Origin of the sequence: Ramlibacter tataouinensis TTB310, from assembly GCF_000215705.1 — a bacterium.
Lineage (GTDB): Bacteria > Pseudomonadota > Gammaproteobacteria > Burkholderiales > Burkholderiaceae_C > Ramlibacter > Ramlibacter tataouinensis.
In genome coordinates this window covers 3,837,391-3,854,415 of sequence record NC_015677.1, presented here as the reverse complement: position 1 = coordinate 3,854,415, position 17,025 = coordinate 3,837,391, and the positions used below count along the sequence as shown (strand labels likewise).

The 17,025-nt window shown below is 68.9% G+C and carries 28 protein-coding genes and 1 tRNA gene; 23 read left to right on the top strand and 6 right to left on the bottom strand.

Translation table 11 applies throughout. The features are described from left to right. The first annotated feature begins 34 nt into the window (after positions 1-34). The 22 genes from RTA_RS18545 to RTA_RS18440 all read left to right on the top strand — a co-directional run bounded on the left by RTA_RS18545 (position 35) and on the right by RTA_RS18440 (position 11,762). On the top strand, positions 35-1,612 hold the full coding sequence (locus tag RTA_RS18545; RefSeq protein WP_013902965.1) for a glycerol-3-phosphate dehydrogenase/oxidase: 1,578 nt from the start codon (positions 35-37) through the stop codon (positions 1,610-1,612). Positions 1,613-1,799: 187 nt separating this feature from the next. Next, positions 1,800-2,168 carry a 50S ribosomal protein L14 gene (rplN, locus tag RTA_RS18540; RefSeq protein WP_013902964.1) on the top strand — a complete coding sequence of 123 codons (369 nt, stop codon included), beginning with the start codon at positions 1,800-1,802 and terminating at the stop codon, positions 2,166-2,168. An 11-nt stretch (positions 2,169-2,179) separates the two neighbouring features. After that, positions 2,180-2,497 carry a 50S ribosomal protein L24 gene (rplX, locus tag RTA_RS18535; RefSeq protein ID WP_013902963.1) on the top strand — a complete coding sequence of 106 codons (318 nt, stop codon included), beginning with the start codon at positions 2,180-2,182 and terminating at the stop codon, positions 2,495-2,497. Between the two features lie 2 nt (positions 2,498-2,499). Continuing rightward, positions 2,500-3,039 carry a 50S ribosomal protein L5 gene (rplE, locus tag RTA_RS18530; protein ID WP_013902962.1) on the top strand — a complete coding sequence of 180 codons (540 nt, stop codon included), beginning with the start codon at positions 2,500-2,502 and terminating at the stop codon, positions 3,037-3,039. A gap of 9 nt (positions 3,040-3,048) precedes the next feature. After that, positions 3,049-3,354 (top strand): 30S ribosomal protein S14, encoded by a 306-nt coding sequence (rpsN, locus tag RTA_RS18525; RefSeq protein WP_013902961.1) that lies wholly within the window; start codon positions 3,049-3,051, stop codon positions 3,352-3,354. Between the two features lie 23 nt (positions 3,355-3,377). Continuing rightward, positions 3,378-3,773: a 30S ribosomal protein S8 gene (rpsH, locus tag RTA_RS18520; RefSeq protein ID WP_013902960.1), complete on the top strand. Its 396-nt coding sequence runs from the start codon at positions 3,378-3,380 to the stop codon at positions 3,771-3,773. Between the two features lie 16 nt (positions 3,774-3,789). Next, complete coding sequence (rplF, locus tag RTA_RS18515; protein ID WP_041675751.1) at positions 3,790-4,323, top strand: 50S ribosomal protein L6; 534 nt, start codon at positions 3,790-3,792, stop codon at positions 4,321-4,323. Between the two features lie 12 nt (positions 4,324-4,335). After that, positions 4,336-4,701 (top strand): 50S ribosomal protein L18, encoded by a 366-nt coding sequence (gene rplR / locus RTA_RS18510; protein ID WP_041676592.1) that lies wholly within the window; start codon positions 4,336-4,338, stop codon positions 4,699-4,701. Between the two features lie 18 nt (positions 4,702-4,719). After that, positions 4,720-5,241: a 30S ribosomal protein S5 gene (gene rpsE / locus RTA_RS18505; protein WP_013902957.1), complete on the top strand. Its 522-nt coding sequence runs from the start codon at positions 4,720-4,722 to the stop codon at positions 5,239-5,241. Positions 5,242-5,255: 14 nt separating this feature from the next. Then, positions 5,256-5,438 (top strand): 50S ribosomal protein L30, encoded by a 183-nt coding sequence (gene rpmD, locus RTA_RS18500; RefSeq protein WP_013902956.1) that lies wholly within the window; start codon positions 5,256-5,258, stop codon positions 5,436-5,438. A gap of 1 nt (position 5,439) precedes the next feature. Next, on the top strand, positions 5,440-5,871 hold the full coding sequence (gene rplO / locus RTA_RS18495) for a 50S ribosomal protein L15 (protein WP_013902955.1): 432 nt from the start codon (positions 5,440-5,442) through the stop codon (positions 5,869-5,871). A gap of 25 nt (positions 5,872-5,896) precedes the next feature. Next, on the top strand, positions 5,897-7,216 hold the full coding sequence (secY, locus tag RTA_RS18490; protein ID WP_013902954.1) for a preprotein translocase subunit SecY: 1,320 nt from the start codon (positions 5,897-5,899) through the stop codon (positions 7,214-7,216). A 7-nt stretch (positions 7,217-7,223) separates the two neighbouring features. Then, positions 7,224-7,442, top strand: coding sequence for a translation initiation factor IF-1 (gene infA, locus RTA_RS18485; protein ID WP_012734373.1), 219 nt, complete (start codon positions 7,224-7,226; stop codon positions 7,440-7,442). 28 nt (positions 7,443-7,470) lie between these two features. Beyond that, the gene (gene rpmJ, locus RTA_RS18480; protein WP_011481465.1) at positions 7,471-7,584 is read left to right on the top strand and encodes a 50S ribosomal protein L36; all 114 of its coding nucleotides are present in this window, start codon (positions 7,471-7,473) and stop codon (positions 7,582-7,584) included. A gap of 30 nt (positions 7,585-7,614) precedes the next feature. Then, positions 7,615-7,980, top strand: coding sequence for a 30S ribosomal protein S13 (gene rpsM / locus RTA_RS18475; protein WP_013902953.1), 366 nt, complete (start codon positions 7,615-7,617; stop codon positions 7,978-7,980). 18 nt (positions 7,981-7,998) lie between these two features. Then, positions 7,999-8,403 carry a 30S ribosomal protein S11 gene (rpsK, locus tag RTA_RS18470; protein ID WP_013902952.1) on the top strand — a complete coding sequence of 135 codons (405 nt, stop codon included), beginning with the start codon at positions 7,999-8,001 and terminating at the stop codon, positions 8,401-8,403. Between the two features lie 118 nt (positions 8,404-8,521). Then, the gene (gene rpsD / locus RTA_RS18465; RefSeq protein ID WP_013902951.1) at positions 8,522-9,145 is read left to right on the top strand and encodes a 30S ribosomal protein S4; all 624 of its coding nucleotides are present in this window, start codon (positions 8,522-8,524) and stop codon (positions 9,143-9,145) included. A gap of 135 nt (positions 9,146-9,280) precedes the next feature. After that, positions 9,281-10,270: a DNA-directed RNA polymerase subunit alpha gene (locus tag RTA_RS18460; RefSeq protein ID WP_013902950.1), complete on the top strand. Its 990-nt coding sequence runs from the start codon at positions 9,281-9,283 to the stop codon at positions 10,268-10,270. Positions 10,271-10,368: 98 nt separating this feature from the next. Further along, positions 10,369-10,773 (top strand): 50S ribosomal protein L17, encoded by a 405-nt coding sequence (gene rplQ / locus RTA_RS18455; protein ID WP_013902949.1) that lies wholly within the window; start codon positions 10,369-10,371, stop codon positions 10,771-10,773. Between the two features lie 19 nt (positions 10,774-10,792). Continuing rightward, positions 10,793-10,869: transfer RNA gene (locus RTA_RS18450), tRNA-Met, on the top strand. A gap of 44 nt (positions 10,870-10,913) precedes the next feature. Next, complete coding sequence (locus tag RTA_RS18445) at positions 10,914-11,378, top strand: GNAT family N-acetyltransferase (protein ID WP_041675749.1); 465 nt, start codon at positions 10,914-10,916, stop codon at positions 11,376-11,378. A gap of 33 nt (positions 11,379-11,411) precedes the next feature. Next, positions 11,412-11,762, top strand: a complete 351-nt coding sequence (locus tag RTA_RS18440) for a hypothetical protein (RefSeq protein WP_013902947.1) — start codon at positions 11,412-11,414, stop codon at positions 11,760-11,762. A gap of 6 nt (positions 11,763-11,768) precedes the next feature. On the opposite strand, the gene RTA_RS18435 is transcribed toward RTA_RS18440, so the two are convergent. The 4 genes from RTA_RS18435 to thiL all read right to left on the bottom strand — a co-directional run bounded on the left by RTA_RS18435 (position 11,769) and on the right by thiL (position 14,456). Next, positions 11,769-12,203 carry a CinA family protein gene (locus tag RTA_RS18435; protein WP_049871401.1) on the bottom strand — a complete coding sequence of 145 codons (435 nt, stop codon included), beginning with the start codon at positions 12,201-12,203 and terminating at the stop codon, positions 11,769-11,771. 83 nt (positions 12,204-12,286) lie between these two features. Beyond that, the gene (locus tag RTA_RS18430) at positions 12,287-12,826 is read right to left on the bottom strand and encodes a phosphatidylglycerophosphatase A family protein (protein WP_013902945.1); all 540 of its coding nucleotides are present in this window, start codon (positions 12,824-12,826) and stop codon (positions 12,287-12,289) included. A 126-nt stretch (positions 12,827-12,952) separates the two neighbouring features. After that, positions 12,953-13,474, bottom strand: a complete 522-nt coding sequence (locus tag RTA_RS18425) for a thermonuclease family protein (protein ID WP_013902944.1) — start codon at positions 13,472-13,474, stop codon at positions 12,953-12,955. A 7-nt stretch (positions 13,475-13,481) separates the two neighbouring features. Next, positions 13,482-14,456, bottom strand: a complete 975-nt coding sequence (thiL, locus tag RTA_RS18420; RefSeq protein ID WP_013902943.1) for a thiamine-phosphate kinase — start codon at positions 14,454-14,456, stop codon at positions 13,482-13,484. Positions 14,457-14,587: 131 nt separating this feature from the next. On the opposite strand from thiL, the gene RTA_RS18415 reads away from it, so the two are divergent. Next, positions 14,588-15,028 carry a hypothetical protein gene (locus RTA_RS18415; RefSeq protein WP_041675748.1) on the top strand — a complete coding sequence of 147 codons (441 nt, stop codon included), beginning with the start codon at positions 14,588-14,590 and terminating at the stop codon, positions 15,026-15,028. On the opposite strand, the gene RTA_RS18410 is transcribed toward RTA_RS18415, so the two are convergent. After that, positions 14,969-16,216, bottom strand: a complete 1,248-nt coding sequence (locus RTA_RS18410) for a DUF5666 domain-containing protein (RefSeq protein ID WP_013902942.1) — start codon at positions 16,214-16,216, stop codon at positions 14,969-14,971. The genes RTA_RS18415 and RTA_RS18410 overlap by 60 nt on opposite strands. Further along, positions 16,213-17,013: a DUF6502 family protein gene (locus tag RTA_RS18405; RefSeq protein ID WP_041675746.1), complete on the bottom strand. Its 801-nt coding sequence runs from the start codon at positions 17,011-17,013 to the stop codon at positions 16,213-16,215. Before RTA_RS18405 ends, RTA_RS18410 begins: the two co-directional genes overlap by 4 nt. Positions 17,014-17,025 lie beyond the last annotated feature (12 nt).

Genomic DNA, 17,025 nt, shown 5'->3' with positions numbered 1-17,025 from the left:
TCCCGCCCCGGCGCTGCCTGCGAGAATCGCGGCCATGCAACGACAGCAGCTGCTCGCCGAACTGGCCCGGCCCAAGAAATACGACCTGGCCATCATCGGCGGCGGCGCCACCGGGCTGGGGGTGGCGCTGGATGCCGCCGCGCGGGGCTTCTCGGCGGTGCTGATCGAGTCGCACGATTTCGCCAGCGGCACCTCCTCGCGCGCCACCAAGATGGTGCACGGCGGCGTGCGCTACCTGGCGCAGGGCAATGTCTCGCTGGTGCGCGAGGCCCTGCACGAGCGCGGCACGCTGCTGCGCAACGCGCCGCACCTGGCGCAGCCGCTGCCCTTCGTCATGCCGTCCTACCGGCTGTGGGAGACGCCGTTCTACGGCGCCGGGCTCAAGCTCTACGACGTGCTGGCCGGCCGGGCCGGCCTGGGCTCGACCGAGTTCCTGGGCCGCGGCGAGACGCTGGGCCTGCTGCCCACCCTGCGGCCCGAGGGCCTCAAGGGCGGCGTGAAGTACTGGGACGGCCAGTTCGACGACGCGCGCCTGGCCCTGGCCCTGGCGCGCACCGCGGCCGCCCGCGGCGCGCTGCTGGTCAATTACTGCGAAGCCGCCGGCCTGGTCTACGAGGACGGCAAGGTGGCCGGCCTGCGCTGCCGCGACCGCGAGAGCGGCCGCGAGTTCCCGCTGGCCGCCCGCTGCGTGATCAATGCGGCGGGTGTCTGGGTGGACGAGCTGCGGCGCCAGGACGGCGAGGCCACCGGCCGGGCGGCGCGCCCCATGGTGGCGCCCAGCCAGGGCGTGCACCTGGTGGTGGACCGCGACTTCCTGCCCGGCGACCACGCGCTGATGGTGCCCAAGACCGCGGACGGCCGGGTGCTGTTCGGCGTGCCCTGGCTGGGCAAGCTGATCCTGGGCACCACCGACACGCCGCGCGACGACCTGGCGCGCGAGCCGACCCCGTTCGGCCACGAACTGGACTTCATCCTCGGCGAGGCCGGCCGCTATCTGCGCCGGGCGCCGCGGCGCGAGGACGTGCGCAGCATCTGGGTGGGCCTGCGCCCCCTGGTCAAGCCGCAGGGCGACGACGGCGAGGACACCAAGAGCCTGAGCCGCGAGCACACCGTGCTGGTCAGCCGCTCCGGCCTGGTCACCGTGACCGGGGGCAAGTGGACGACCTACCGCGCCATGGCCGAGGACGTGCTGGAACGCTGCTTTGCCGAACGGCTGCTGGACCGGGCCGTTGCCGGGGTGACGGCTGACTTGCCCCTGGTCGGGGCCGACGTGGCGCCGGCCGCCTGCCGCCCCCTGAGCGCGCCGCCGGGCCTGCACCTGTACGGCAGCGAAGCCGACGAGGTGGCCGCGCTGCCCGGCGCCCGTCATGAACTGGGCGGCGGCCTGAGCGAGGCCATGGTCCGCTTCGCCGCCCGCCGTGAATACGCGCGGACCGTGGAAGACGTGCTGGCGCGGCGCCAGCGGCTGCTGTTCCTCGATGCCGGGCTGGCCGCCTCGCTGGCGCCGGCGGTCGGCGAGCTGCTGCGGCAGGAGACCGGGGCCGACCCCCAGGTGCAGGCCTTCGAGCGCGTGGCCCAGGCCTACCAGGGCCTGCCGAACCCGGGGGTTTGACAAGCCGCCGCGATATGGCACAATCGCGGGCTCGCCATTTTTTGGCGGGCCCTTGCCATGAGGCGAGGCAAACTTCTGCCCATTCGAAGCTGGCTGCGAACGGTTCGCTTTCAGCGACGGCGGGCCCAAGACTGACCCACGCGCCGCCCGCAAGGACAGCGCTGGGGTCAAGTTGGGAATATTTGACATGATCCAGACTGAATCCCGGCTCGAAGTCGCCGACAACACGGGCGCGAAGTCCGTGCTTTGCATCAAGGTGCTCGGTGGCTCCAAGCGTCGCTACGCCAGCGTGGGCGACATCATCAAGGTGAGCATCAAGGAAGCCGCCCCGCGTGGCCGCGTCAAGAAGGGCGAGGTCTACAGCGCCGTGGTGGTGCGCACCGCCAAGGGCATCCGCCGCGGCGACGGCTCCCTGGTCAAGTTCGACGGCAACGCCGCCGTGCTGCTCAACAACAAGCTGGAGCCCATCGGCACCCGCATCTTCGGCCCGGTGACGCGCGAGCTGCGCACCGAGAAGTTCATGAAGATCGTGTCGCTGGCCCCCGAGGTCCTGTAAGAGGCAAAGCCATGAACAAGATTCGCAAAGGCGACGAGGTCATCGTCCTCGCCGGCCGTGACAAGGGCAAGCGCGGCAAGGTCATCCTGCGCAAGGACGACGAGCGCGTGGTGGTCGAGGGCATCAACCAGGTGAAGAAGCACACCAAGCCCAACCCCATGAAGGGCACGACCGGCGGCATCGTGGAGAAGGCCATGCCGATCCACCAGTCCAACGTGGCCATCTTCAATCCCGCGACCGGCAAGGCCGACCGCGTGGGCATCGAGCTGAAGGGCGACAAGCGCGTGCGCGTCTTCAAGTCCAGCGGCGAAGAAATCAAGGTGGCATGACCATGGCACGACTGCAACAACACTATCGCGAGAAGGTGGTCCCCGAGCTGACCGCCAAGTTCGGCTACAAGTCGCCGATGCAGGTGCCGCGCCTGACCAAGATCACGCTGAACATGGGCGTGAGCGAGGCGGTGGCGGACAAGAAGGTGATGGACAACGCCGTCGGCGACCTGACCAAGATCGCCGGCCAGAAGCCCGTGGTCACCAAGGCCAAGAAGGCCATCGCCGGCTTCAAGATCCGCGAAGGCCAGGCCATCGGCTGCATGGTCACGCTGCGCGGCGAGAAGATGTTCGAGTTCCTCGACCGTTTCGTCACGGTGGCGCTGCCGCGCGTGCGCGACTTCCGCGGCATCTCCGGCCGCGCCTTCGACGGCCGCGGCAACTACAACATCGGGGTGAAGGAGCAGATCATCTTCCCCGAGATCGAGTACGACAAGGTCGACGCCCTGCGCGGCCTGAACATCAGCATCACCACCACGGCCAAGACCGACGAGGAAGCCAAGGCGCTGCTCGCGGGCTTCCGTTTCCCGTTCAAGAACTGAAGGTACATCGTGGCAAAAACTGCTTTGATCCAGCGCGAACTCAAGCGTGACAAGCTGGTCGCCCAGTACGCGAAGAAGCACGCGGAACTGAAGGCCATCGCCGGCGATGCCAAGAAGAGCGACGAGGAGCGTGCCGCCGCGCGCCTGGCGCTCCAGAAGCTGCCCCGCAACGCCAACCCGACCCGCCAGCGCAACCGCTGCGAGATCACGGGCCGCCCGCGTGGCACGTTCCGCCAGTTCGGCCTGGCCCGCAACAAGATCCGCGAGATGGCCTTCACCGGCGACATCCCGGGCGTGATCAAGGCCAGCTGGTAAGCCACGGCGAGGAGTGACAAGACATGAGCATGAGTGATCCCATCGCCGACCTGCTGACCCGCATCCGCAACGCGCAGATGGTGGCCAAGGCCACGGTCAGCGTGCCGGCGTCCAACATCAAGGTCGCGATCGCCCAGGTCCTGAAGGACGAGGGCTACATCGACGGCTTCGAGGTCAAGAAGGACGGCAACAAGAGCGAGCTCGAGATCGCGCTGAAGTACTACGCCGGCCGTCCGGTGATCGAGCGCATCGAGCGCGTCAGCCGCCCCGGCCTGCGCGTCTACAAGGGCCGCGAGGCGATCCCCCAGGTGCAGAACGGCCTGGGCGTGGCCATCATCACCACCCCCAAGGGCGTGATGACCGACCGCAAGGCCCGCGCCACCGGGGTCGGCGGCGAAGTGCTGTGCTACGTGGCCTAAAGGGAAGGAAAGACAAATGTCCCGAGTAGGAAAGATGCCGGTCGCCGTCCCGCAGGGCGTGGACGTGCAGATCAAGAACGACCAGATCAGCGTCAAGGGTACCGGCGGCACGCTGTCGCTGGCCCAGAACCGCCTGGTCAAGGTCACCAGCGAAGGCGGCAAGCTGAGCTTCGCGCCGGTGGACGAGTCGCGCGAGGCCAACGCCATGAGCGGCACCATGCGCCAGCTGGTCAACAACATGGTGCTGGGCGTGACCAAGGGGTTCGAGAAGAAGCTGTCGCTGGTCGGCGTGGGCTACAAGGCCCAGGCCCAGGGCGCCAAGCTGAACCTGTCGGTCGGCTTCTCGCACCCGGTCAACAAGGACATGCCGGCGGGCATCACGGTGGCGACGCCGGCGCCCACCGAGATCGTGGTCAAGGGCGCCGACCGCCAGCGCGTCGGCCAGGTGGCCGCCGAGATCCGCGCGATCCGCCCGCCCGAGCCCTACAAGGGCAAGGGCATCCGCTATGCGGACGAGAAGATCACGATCAAAGAGACCAAGAAGAAGTAAGGAGCCCAGATGATGTTGACCAAGAAAGAGCAGCGTCTTCGCCGGGCCCGGCAGACCCGCGTACGCATCGCCCAGCAGGGCGTGGCACGCCTGACGGTGAACCGCACCAACCTGCACATCTACGCCACGGTGATCTCCGAGGACGGCAGCAAGGTGCTGGCCACGGCGTCCACCGCCCAGGCCGACCTGCGCAAGCAGCTCGGCGGCGCGGGCAAGGGCGGCAACACCGCCGCCGCGCAGCAGGTGGGCAAGCTGATCGCCGAGAAGGCCAAGGCCGCCGGCGTCGAGAAGGTCGCGTTCGACCGCGCCGGTTTTGCCTACCACGGCCGCGTCAAGGCGCTGGCCGACGCCGCGCGCGAAGCCGGCCTGCAGTTCTAACGGACACGGAATATCGATATGGCAAAGATTCAAGCTAACCGTCAGGGTGACGGTCCGGAAGACGGCCTCAAAGAGAAGATGATCGCGGTCAACCGCGTCACCAAGGTGGTGAAGGGCGGCCGTATCCTCGGCTTCGCCGCGCTCACCGTGGTCGGCGACGGCGACGGCCGCGTCGGCATGGGCAAGGGCAAGTCCAAGGAAGTGCCTGCGGCCGTGCAGAAGGCGATGGAAGAGTCGCGCCGCAACATGACCAAGGTCTCGCTGAAGAACGGCACCCTCCACCACACGGTGTACGGCCAGCACGGCGCAGCCCGCGTGATGATGTCGCCGGCGCCCAAGGGCACCGGCATCATCGCCGGCGGCCCGATGCGCGCCGTGTTCGAAGTCATGGGCATCACCGACATCGTGGCCAAGAGCCACGGTTCGACCAACCCCTACAACATGGTCCGCGCGACGTTCGACGCGCTGAAGAACTCGACGACGCCCTCGGAAGTGGCGGCCAAGCGCGGCAAGTCGGTCGAGGACCTCTTCGCCGCCTGACCGGAGTCATCGACATGGCAACCCAACAAACCATCAAGGTCCAGCTGGTGCGCAGCCCGATCGGCACCAAGCAGTCGCACCGCGACACCGTGCGCGGCCTGGGCCTGCGCAAGCTCAACAGCGTCAGCGAACTGCAGGACACGCCCGCCGTCCGCGGCATGATCAACAAGGTCGACTACCTGGTGAAGGTGCTCTGACATGGAACTGAACAACCTCAAGCCCGCCGACGGTTCGCGCAAGGCGCGCCGCCGCGTCGGCCGTGGCATCGGCTCCGGCCTGGGCAAGACCGCCGGCCGCGGCCACAAGGGCCAGAAGTCCCGCTCCGGCGGCTACCACAAGGTCGGCTTCGAAGGCGGCCAGATGCCGCTGCAGCGCCGCCTGCCCAAGCGCGGCTTCAAGTCGCAGAACCTGAAGTTCAACGGCGAGGTCACCCTGGGCGATCTCGACCAGCTGGGCCTGGCCGAAGTCGACCTGCTGGCGCTCAAGAGCGCCAAGCTGGTGGGCCAGATCGTCCAGAACGTGAAGGTCATCAAGTCCGGCGAGATCAAGCGCGCCGTGAAGCTGACCGGCATCGCCGCGACCGCCGGCGCCAAGGCCGCCATCGAGGCGGCCGGCGGCAGCCTGGCCTGAATGACGGCAGTCAAGGACGGACCGCGTGGCCACTAGCGCTGCCCAGATCGCGAAGACCGGCAAGTTCGGCGACCTGCGTCGCCGGCTGGTCTTCTTGCTGCTCGCGCTGGTGGTCTACCGCATCGGCGCGCACATCCCCGTGCCCGGCATCGACCCGACCCAGCTGCAGGCCCTGTTCAAGGGCCAGCAGGGCGGCATCCTGAGCCTGTTCAACATGTTCTCGGGCGGGGCGCTGTCGCGCTTCACCGTGTTCGCGTTGGGCATCATGCCGTACATCTCGGCCTCCATCATCATGCAGCTGCTCACCTACGTCGTGCCGACGTTCGAGCAGATGAAGAAGGAGGGCGAGGCCGGCCGCCGCAGGATCACGCAGTACACCCGCTACGGCACCCTGGGCCTGGCTCTCTTCCAGTCGCTGTCCATCGCGCTGGCGCTGGAAGGCTCGGCCGGCCTGGTGATCAACCCGGGCTTCGGCTTCCGCATGACGGCGGTGGTGAGCCTGACGGCCGGCACCATGTTCCTGATGTGGCTGGGCGAGCAGATCACCGAGCGCGGCCTGGGCAACGGCATCTCCATCCTGATCTTCGCCGGCATCGCCGCAGGGCTGCCCAGCGCGATCGGCGGGCTGCTGGAGCTGGTGCGCACCGGCGCGATGAGCGTCCTGGTGGCCATCTTCATCGTGGCGCTGGTGGCCCTGGTCACCTACTTCGTGGTGTTCGTCGAGCGCGGCCAGCGCAAGATCCTGGTGAACTACGCGCGCCGGCAGGTGGGCAACAAGGTGTACGGCGGCCAGTCGTCGCACCTGCCGCTGAAGCTGAACATGGCCGGCGTGATCCCGCCGATCTTCGCCTCGTCCATCATCCTGCTGCCGGCCACGGTGGTGGGCTGGTTCTCGACCGGCGAGTCGATGCGCTGGCTGCGCGACATCGCGGCCACGCTGTCGCCCGGCCAGCCTATCTACGTGCTGCTGTACGCCGCGGCCATCGTGTTCTTCTGCTTCTTCTACACGGCCCTGGTGTTCAACAGCCGGGAGACGGCCGACAACCTGAAGAAGAGCGGCGCCTTCATCCCGGGCATCCGCCCGGGCGACCAGACGGCGCGCTACATCGACAAGATCCTGGTGCGGCTGACGCTGGCCGGCGCGGTGTACATCACCTTCGTCTGCCTGCTGCCGGAGTTCCTGATCCTGAAGTACAACGTGCCGTTCTACTTCGGCGGCACCTCGCTGCTGATCATCGTGGTCGTGACCATGGACTTCATGGCCCAGGTGCAGAACTACCTGATGAGCCAGCAGTACGAGTCGCTGCTCAAGAAGGCCAACTTCAAGACCTCGCTCGGCGGCTGAGAAAGAGATGGCGAAGGACGATGTCATCCAGATGCAGGGCGAGGTCGTGGAAAACCTGCCCAACGCGACATTCCGCGTGAAGCTGGAGAACGGGCACGTGGTGCTCGGACATATTTCGGGAAAGATGCGGATGCACTACATCCGCATCCTGCCGGGTGACAAGGTCACCGTTGAATTGACGCCCTACGACTTGTCGCGGGCACGTATCGTGTTCCGCGCCAAGTGAGCGCGAGAAAGATTTAGGAGAAAAGCAAATGAGAGTTTCGGCTTCCGTCAAGAAGATCTGCCGCAACTGCAAGATCATCCGCCGCAAGGGCGTTGTCCGCGTGATCTGCACCGATCCGCGCCACAAGCAGCGCCAGGGCTAAGGCACAGGCACAGATACAGGAAAGACGCACATGGCACGTATCGCTGGCATCAACATTCCGCCGCATCAGCACGCCGAGATCGGCCTGACGGCCATCTTCGGCATCGGCCGCACGCGCGCCCGCAAGATCTGCGAGGCCTGCGGCATCGCCTACTCCAAGAAGGTCAAGGACTTGTCCGACGCCGACCTCGAGAAGATCCGCGACCAGATCGCGCAGTTCACGATCGAGGGCGACCTGCGCCGCGAGACCACGATGAACATCAAGCGCCTGATGGACATCGGCTGCTACCGGGGCTTCCGCCACCGCCGCGGCCTGCCCATGCGCGGCCAGCGCACCCGCACCAACGCGCGCACCCGCAAGGGCCCGCGCAAGGCCGCCCAGGCGCTCAAGAAATAAACGGGAAAAGGATTCGACATGGCTAAAGCTCCCGCCAACAACGCCGCGCAGCGCGTGCGCAAGAAGGTTCGCAAGAACGTGTCGGACGGCGTCTGCCACGTGCACGCGTCCTTCAACAACACCATCATCACCATCACCGACCGCCAGGGCAACGCCCTGAGCTGGGCGTCCTCGGGTGGCCAGGGCTTCAAGGGCTCGCGCAAGTCCACGCCGTTCGCCGCCCAGGTCGCATCGGAAGTGGCCGGCCGTGCCGCGATCGAGCAGGGCATCAAGAACCTGGACGTCGAGATCAAGGGTCCCGGCCCGGGTCGCGAGTCCTCGGTGCGCGCGCTGGCCGCGCTGGGCATCCGCATCACTTCGATCGCCGACGTGACGCCGGTGCCGCACAACGGCTGCCGTCCGCAGAAGCGCCGGAGGATCTAAAGGTGAAAACAAGGCATGCCTTCGGCACGCCTTGTCCTTCAGTAAGCCCACCGCCATCGGCTGCTCGCCGATGGCTCCCGCGGTGAATGGCCGCGGCAGATGAACCAAGGAAAGACAAGTGGCACGTTACCTCGGCCCCAAGGCCAAACTCTCCCGCCGCGAAGGCACGGACCTGTTCCTCAAGAGCGCACGCCGCTCCATCAGCGACAAGGCCAAGTTCGACTCCAAGCCCGGCCAGCATGGCCGCACGTCGGGCCAGCGCACCTCCGACTTCGGCCTGCAGCTGCGCGAGAAGCAGAAGGTCAAGCGCATGTACGGCGTGCTGGAGAAGCAGTTCCGCCGCTACTTCGAGGAAGCCGCCCGCCGCAAGGGCAACTCCGGCGCCAACCTGCTGTTGCTGCTCGAGTCCCGCCTGGACAACGTGGTCTACCGCATGGGCTTCGGCTCGACCCGCGCCGAGGCGCGCCAGCTGGTCTCGCACAAGGCCATCACGGTCAACGGCCAGGCGGTGAACATCCCGTCCTACATGGTCAAGACCGGCGACGTGATCGCGGTGCGCGACAAGTCCAAGAAGCAGAACCGCGTGGTCGAGGCGCTGCAGCTGGCCCAGCAGGTCGGCCTGCCCGCGTGGGTGGAGGTCAATGCCGACAAGGCCGAGGGCACCTTCAAGAAGGTCCCCGACCGCGATGAATTCGGCGCCGACATCAAGGAAGCGCTGATCGTGGAACTGTACTCGCGTTAAACGAGTTACGGAGGATAACGAGGCTGCTGTCGCAGCCTCGTCCGCCGGTTTTTTTTAGTTCCCGCCGGGAGGCATCCCGAGCGGGCCCCAGCCTTACCGGTGTAACGAGCCGGGGGTATTGAGAGGAAGTCCTGCATGCAAACCAACCTGCTGAAACCCAAAGCCATCAACGTGGAACAGCTTGGCACGAACCGCGCCAAGGTGACGCTGGAGCCGTTTGAGCGCGGCTACGGCCACACGCTGGGCAACGCCCTGCGCCGCGTGCTGCTGTCCTCGATGGTCGGGTATGCGGCAACCGAAGTCACCATCGCCGGTGTGCTTCACGAGTACTCGTCCATCGACGGCGTCCAGGAAGACGTGGTCAGCATCCTGCTGAACCTAAAGGGCGTGGTCTTCAAGCTGCACAACCGCGACGAGGTCACCCTGTCGCTGCGCAAGGACGGCGAAGGCGTGGTCACGGCCGCCGACATCCAGACGCCGCACGACGTCGAGATCATCAACCCCGACCATGTGATCGCCCACCTGTCGCAAGGCGGCAAGATCGACATGCAGATCAAGGTCGAGAAGGGCCGCGGCTACGTGCCCGGCACCATGCGCCGTTACGCCGACGAGCCGACCAAGTCGATCGGCCGCATCGTGCTGGACGCTTCGTTCTCGCCGGTCAAGCGGGTGAGCTATACGGTCGAGAGCGCCCGCGTCGAGCAGCGCACCGACCTGGACAAGCTGGTGGTGGAGATCGAGACCAACGGCGCCATCACCGCCGAGGACGCGGTGCGCGCCTCCGCCAAGATCCTGGTCGAGCAGCTGGCGGTGTTCGCGCAGCTGGAGGGCAGCGAGCTGGCGGCCTTCGACGCGCCGGTGCAGCGCAGCTCGCAGCAGTTCGACCCGATCCTGCTGCGCCCGGTCGACGAGCTCGAGCTGACGGTGCGCTCGGCCAACTGCCTGAAGGCCGAGAACATCTACTACATCGGCGACCTGATCCAGCGCACCGAGAACGAGCTGCTCAAGACCCCCAACCTGGGCCGCAAGTCGCTCAACGAGATCAAGGAAGTCCTCGCCTCGCGTGGCCTCACGCTGGGCATGAAACTCGAGAGCTGGCCCCCGGCCGGCCTCGATAAGCGTTAAGGACAAGGCTGCACAGCAGCCTTGTTGAATCCGTCAACAGAACGTGCAACGCCCGGTACCTGATCCGGCCGGGTGATCGATAAGGAAAGGAAAGCACCATGCGTCACGGCCACGGCCTTCGTAAACTGAACCGCACCAGCGAGCACCGCCTCGCGATGCTGCGCAACATGATGAACTCGCTGCTCCAGCACGAGGCCATCAAGACCACCGTCCCCAAGGCGAAGGAACTGCGCCGCGTGGTCGAGCCCATGATCACCCTGGCCAAGGAGCCGACGCTGGCCAACAAGCGCCTGGCGTTCGACCGCCTGCGCGACCGCGACATCGTCGCCAAGCTGTTCACCGAGCTCGGCCCGCGCTACAAGGCGCGCCCGGGCGGCTACACGCGCATCCTGAAGATGGGCTTCCGCGTGGGCGACAACGCGCCCATGGCCCTGGTGGAACTGGTGGACCGTCCCGAGCCGACGGAAACCACCGCCGACACCGAGCAAACGGCTGCCGAATAACCTATAATTTCTCTTCTGACGCGCGGTGGAGCAGCCTGGTAGCTCGTTGGGCTCATAACCCAAAGGTCGCAAGTTCAAATCTTGCCCGCGCAACCAACATCGAGACGCCCACATCCGTGGGCGTTTTTGTTTGGACCGCCATGCAAATCCGTGTCGATGACCTTGCCGGCCCCGAGATCCGGGCGCTGCTCGAGGAGCACCTGCGCCACATGCACGAGGTCTCGCCGCCGCAGAGCGTGCACGCGCTGGACATCGCCAAGCTGCGCCGCCCCGACGTCACCTTCTGGACCGCCTGGTCCCCGGGCGAACTCCTGGGCTGCGGCGCGCTGCGCGAACTGTCGCCGCGGCATGGCGAGGTGAAGTCCATGCGCACCGTGGCGGCGCACCGCGGGCGCGGCGTGGCGGCCGCCCTGCTGGAGCACCTGATCACCAAGGCTCGTCGCCGCTCGTACGAGCGCCTGAGCCTGGAGACGGGGTCGCAGCCGGCCTTCGCGCCGGCGCGGCGCCTGTACCAGCGCTTCGGCTTCCTGGGCTGCGCGCCCTTCGGCGACTACGTCGAAGACCCCAACAGCGTGTTCATGACCTTGCGGCTGCCCGCGGCCTGAGGGCGCGGCGCCTTTGCTGCGAGACTCGGGCCCATGTGGCAGTACGTTTTCAAGGTCGCGCTTTCCGCCGCGGTGATCGTGGCCGTGAGCGAGCTCGCGCGGCGCAGCTCGCTGCTGGCCGCGGCGCTGGCATCGCTGCCGCTGACCTCGCTGCTGGCCCTGGTCTGGCTGCACCTGGAAGGCGGCAGCGGCGAGCAGGTGGCGCAGCTGGCCGCGGGCATCGGCTGGCTGGTGCTGCCCTCGCTGGTGCTGTTCGTGGTGCTGCCCCTGCTGCTGCGCGCCGGCTGGGGCTTCTGGCCCGGCCTGGCGGCCGCCTGCGCGGCGACGGTGCTGGCCTATGCCGCGCTGCTGGCCGTGCTGTCGCGGCTGGGTATGTCGATGTAAGGCGGTTCAGGCGGCTGGCGCGGGGCTGAGCAGGGCCAGCAGCCGGTTCAGCGCGTGCCGCACGGCGGCGGCGCGTACCGCGGCGCGGTCGCCGTCGAAGCGCAGCACCTCGCTGGTGAGCTGGCCATCCACCATGAAGGCGAACCATACCGTGCCCACCGGCTTGTCCGCGCTGCCGCCGCCGGGTCCGGCCACGCCGGTGACCGCCACGCTCACCAGCGCGCGCGAGCGGCGTGCCGCGCCGGCGGCCATGGCGCGCGCCACCACTTCGCTGACGGCGCCATGGGCCTCGATCAGGCCGGCATGCACCCCCAGCAGTTCGGTCTTGGCGGCATTGGAGTAGGTGACGAAGCCCCGCTCGAACCACTCGCTGGAGCCGGCACGGTCGGTGCAGGCCGCGGCGATCAGGCCGCCGGTGCAGCTCTCGGCGGTGGCCAGCATCCAGCGCCTGCGCGCCAGCAGATCGGCCAGCAGCCCGCAGGCGACGGCGGTCTCCAGTTCGGGTCGGGGTGGGACCGGATCGCTCAAATGAATCTCCAGGCAAACCGCCAGGCGGCGATCGCCAGCAAGGTGCAAAGCGCCGCCACCAGATCGTCCAGCAGCACGCCCAGGCCGCCGCGCCAGCCATGGCCGTGGAACAGGCGGTCGGCCCAGCCCACCGGTCCGGGCTTGGCGGCGTCGAAGAAACGGAACAGCACGAAGGCCGCGACCTGGGTGCCCAGCCCTGCCGGCATGAGCAGCCACAGCACCAGCCAGAACGAGACGATCTCGTCCCACACGATATTGCCCGGGTCCGCCAGGTTCATGTGCCGGGCCGTGACCGAGCAGGCCCACCAGCCCACCACCAGCGAGGCCAGCAGCAGCCAGCCGATGGCGGCCACCGGCAGCCAGGCCTGCAGGGCCGCAAAACTGAGCCAGGCCCACAGCGTGCCCGCGGTGCCGGGTGCCCAGGGCGACAGGCCGATGCCGAAGCCCAGGGCAATGGCATGCGCCGGATGCGAGAACGCGAAGCGCACGGTGGGCCGCTTGGCCGCGGGCGCCTCGGACGGCGCAGCGACGCTCATGCGGCCGCCACCCGGGCCGACAGGTGCAGGGGATCGAAGGCTGGATCGCGCATGGGTCGATGGTAACCAGCCGCGATGCGCGCCATCGGGTCGCCAGGCATGCCGCGCATGCGAGACCGGGAGCGCTTAGCGGTTCGGGCGCGTGCCGGGCTGGCCGGCGCCGCCGCAGCTGCCGTGCCGCCGACGGAACTCCCGCGGCTCCAGCGGTGCCGCCTGCGCCCACAGGCCGCGGCGCGCCTGGCGGGCCCGGTCTTCCAGGGCTGCGTAAGGGCCGCGGCTGTCCCGGAAGCGGTAGGACCAGGCATGGCCTTGCACCACCATCCACGCGCCCACGTCCGGATCGTCGGGGGTGGCCACGCGGGACAGCCAGCGACCATAGTCATCCCGCGCCCGGATGCGCACCTGCACGCGCCGGCCCTGCAGCCGTGCCGCCAGCGCCGCGCGGGCCCGCGGGCCGTGGGCCTGGCAGATCTCCGGCGCGTCCAGCCCCTGCAGCCGCACCTCGCGCGGCCTGCCGCCCGCGGCCGGCCGCACCCACAGGGTGTCGCCGTCCGTTACCCGCGTGACCACGCCGGAGAAGTCGGCCCCCAGGGCGGGCGCCAGCGCGAGGGCGGCCCACAGGCCGGCCAGCCGGAGGATGCCGCGCATGTACAGCTCAGGCGAAGTGATCGAAGGAGCCGTAGCGCCGCTCGATGGGGCGGCCGCGGCCGTCCACCAGCCGCAGGCCGGGCTCGGCCTCGATGCGGCCTATGCGCGTGACCGGCGTGGCGGCCTGGGCCGCGGCGGCCTGCACGGCGTCGCGCCGGGCCGCGGGGGCGGTGAATGCAAGCTCGTAGTCGTCGCCGCCGGCCAGCACGCACCCGAGGTGCAGCTCCTGGTCCAGCCCCCCGCCGGACTGCTGCAGAGCCGGTCCGGCGGCCAGGAGATCCATGGCGGCGGTGGCGTCGATCGTGGCCCCCACCCCCGACTGGCGCAGGATGTGCCCGAGGTCGCCCAGCAGTCCGTCGCTGACGTCGATGGCGGCGCTGGCCACCCCGCGCAGTGCCTGGCCCAGCGCCACGCGCGGCACGGGCTGCTCCATCCGCAGCCGCGCCGACTGGAACACCGGCTCCGGCAGCGACAGCGTCCCGCGGAAGACCTCCAGCGCCAGCCGGGCATCGCCCAGCGTGCCGCTGACCCACAGGTCGTCGCCGGCCCGCGCACCCGAGCGCAGCAGGGCCTGACCGGCCGGCACCTCGCCGAACACGGTGATGCAGATGTTCAGCGGCCCGCGGGTGGTGTCGCCGCCGACCAACTCGCAGCCCTGCGCGTCCGCCAGGGCGAACAGGCCGCGCGAAAACGGCTCCAGCCAGCGCTCGTCCGCCTGGGGCAGCGCCAGTGCCAGGGTGAAGGCCAGCGGCTGGGCGCCACAGGCAGCCAAGTCGCTGAGATTGACCGCCAGCGCCTTGTGGCCCAGCCGTACGGGGTCCACCGTGGCCAGGAAGTGGTGGCCTTCCAACAGCATGTCGCTGGATACAGCCAGTTGCATTCCGGGTGCCGGCGCCAGCAACGCACAATCGTCGCCCACCCCGAGCGGGCTGCGAAGCGCACGGCGTTTGAAATAGCGATCGATGAGCTGGAATTCACCCATGGGAGGGCGCCAAGGATAGCCGTTGCGCGCTACCCCTTTGAAACAACCGGTCGCAAATTAGGCTGGGAAAAGTTCCCATTCGTTGAGCTCGCTTTGGCAGACTGGAACGACTTAGCCGTCAGGAGGTGCCCATGTTGGCAGAACACCGAGTCCGTTCGCTGGCCTACCAGCTCACCGACGCCCTGGAGGCGTACGGGGAGAGCTTCCGCCACTGGTGCCAGAGTCCCTCCGACATCGCCAAGTATCAGCGCGCCGATGCCCAGCTCCAGCTGGTGCAGCTGCTGGTGGAGCAGACCTTCTCCACCGGCCGGGGCGAGATGAGCGAGCTGTCGCTCTACCACCTGGACATCAAGATCCTGGTGCTGCGCCGCCACCTGGCCGTGCAGGCCGGCGATCCGACGCGTCCGGGCGACGACGCCCAGCTGGAGAAACTGCGCGGCAAGCACGAAGCAGCCATACAGGCTCTGCTGCAGCTGTGCCGCCAGCGCAGCCGCGTTGCCGTGCCGCAGGAGCTAGTCGTCGCCGCCAAAGCGGACGCTGTCGGCCAGCAACGTCCCCTGCCGCACCGCTGACCCGCGCACGCTGACCCGGCGGCCACGCGCCAGGTCGGCAGCGCTGCCGCCCTGGAAACGCACCGACGCGCCGCTGGCATCCACCCACTGGCCCTGGACCCGGAAGCGCTGCAGCCCCTCGAACTGGCTGATGCGCCCCTCGGCCGAGAAGCGGGTGCGGTCCTGCTCGTCGTCCTCCCCGCGGCCGCGGTTCTCCTCATCGTCGTCCTCGTCTTCGTCGTCGCCGCTGCGGATGCGCAACCGCTCGGGCACCAGCACCCCACTGCGCGACACCCCGCTCGCGTCGACGTAGGCGCCTTCGCGCAGCGCAGACGCCGGCCCGCCGTTGATGCGCGCCTGGCTCGCGTCCACCCGCACACCCTGCACCTTGAACGCACCGGGGCCGGCATAGTCGGTGACCGGACCCGACAGGCTGAGAGCGGTGCCATCCGCCAGCGGCACGGCATACCATGGCCTCACGCGCAGCGCCGCGAGCACGCCGACGCCGTCGTTGGACGGCAGCTCGACACGCACCAGCGTGCCGTTGTCCAGGGAGGCCGGCGTCAGGTCGGCGTCGAAGGTAGCGGTCCGGTAGTCCACCAACCGGCCGCCCAGGCGGAAGCGGCGGGCCGGGCGGTCCAGGTCCTGCACCGCGCCGGTGAGCACGCGCGTGGCCCCCGGCGCCACCCGCTCCACCCGCGTGGCCAGCAGCCGGCCGGCCTCGCCCGGCAGCCCGTAGACCTGCACCGTGGCCGGCGGCACCAGCTCGCCCAGGCCGCCCAGGCCCTCGTAGACGGTGGCGGCGTTGACCCGCACCTGCAGGCCGAGCACCACGAAGCTGGCCCCGGCGGCGTCGACGGAGGTCACGGCGCCGCGCACCTGGGGCGTGGAGGCGAGGCTGCTGGCGGTGCCGGTGGCTGCGCCGGCGTCGACCATCCCCTGGACCCGCACCGTCATGCCGAACTTCAGGCCCTCCGGGTCCTCGACCTGGCGGGTGTCGGCCGCATCGACGTTGTATCGGATCCCGTTGACGATGATGCTGGCGAACCCTTCGACCGATCCCACGGTGACGTTGGAGGCCATGGCGCCGGTGCCGCCAGAGCCGACGCCGCCGCCCCCGCCAGCCACCCCGGTGCCGCCGCCGCCGCAACTTGCCAGCAGCAGCACGGCGGCCATCAAGCCGATACGGAAAGGCGGTCGCGCGATCACGGTGTTTCGTCCTTGGGGGCGGCGTACAGATAGATGCCGATGCGGATGCGCTGCGGGCCCTGGCCGTCATTGCGGTCCACCGCCCGGGTCAGCGACTGCACCAGTTCGTGGTGCAGGCCGTTCCAGCGCTGGCGCACCAGCTGGTGCGTGGCCTCGCAATCGGCGGCCTCCAGTCCATCGGCGAACACGGCGCGCTCCAGGAACAGCGCCTGCCCGGCCAGGGCATTGGTGACGGCCGCAGAGGCGTGGTCGCGCAGGTTGTCGCCCAGGAAGGCCAGCGTGGTCTTGAGGTCGGCGGTCGGCACGAAACCGTCGGCGGCCAGTTCCACGAAGCCGTCGGCCTCGCGGCACAGGCCCAGCCGCACCAGCTCGTCCAGCACCGCGCGGTGGTGCACGTCCGAACGGCTGGCTTGTCGGGCCAGTTCCTGGAACGAGTCGCCGCCGCCGGTCGAGGCGATGGGCAGGCGGGCCCGCTCAGGCCGGTCCGCGGACAGCTGCAGCCAGGAGGTGAAGGTGCGGGCGGCCGCCGACAGCCCGGTCGCCGGCAGCGGATCGATCAGCGCGCGCACGCGGGCCGTCACCTGCTTGCGGTTCAGGCCGGTGGTGACGGCCAGCTGGCTGATGTTGGGCTTCACGCCCTGGCTCCTGAGCAGGCGCTCGCCCTCGTCCAGCAGCAGCTCCTTGAGCATCTCCTCCAGGTGCGGCAGCTTCAGGCCCATGCCCAGCCCCAGCCGCACGATGGGTCGCATCGCGCGGGCGCAGGCGGAGCGCACCAGGGACAGGCGGTCGGGTTCCATCACGTGGCCGCA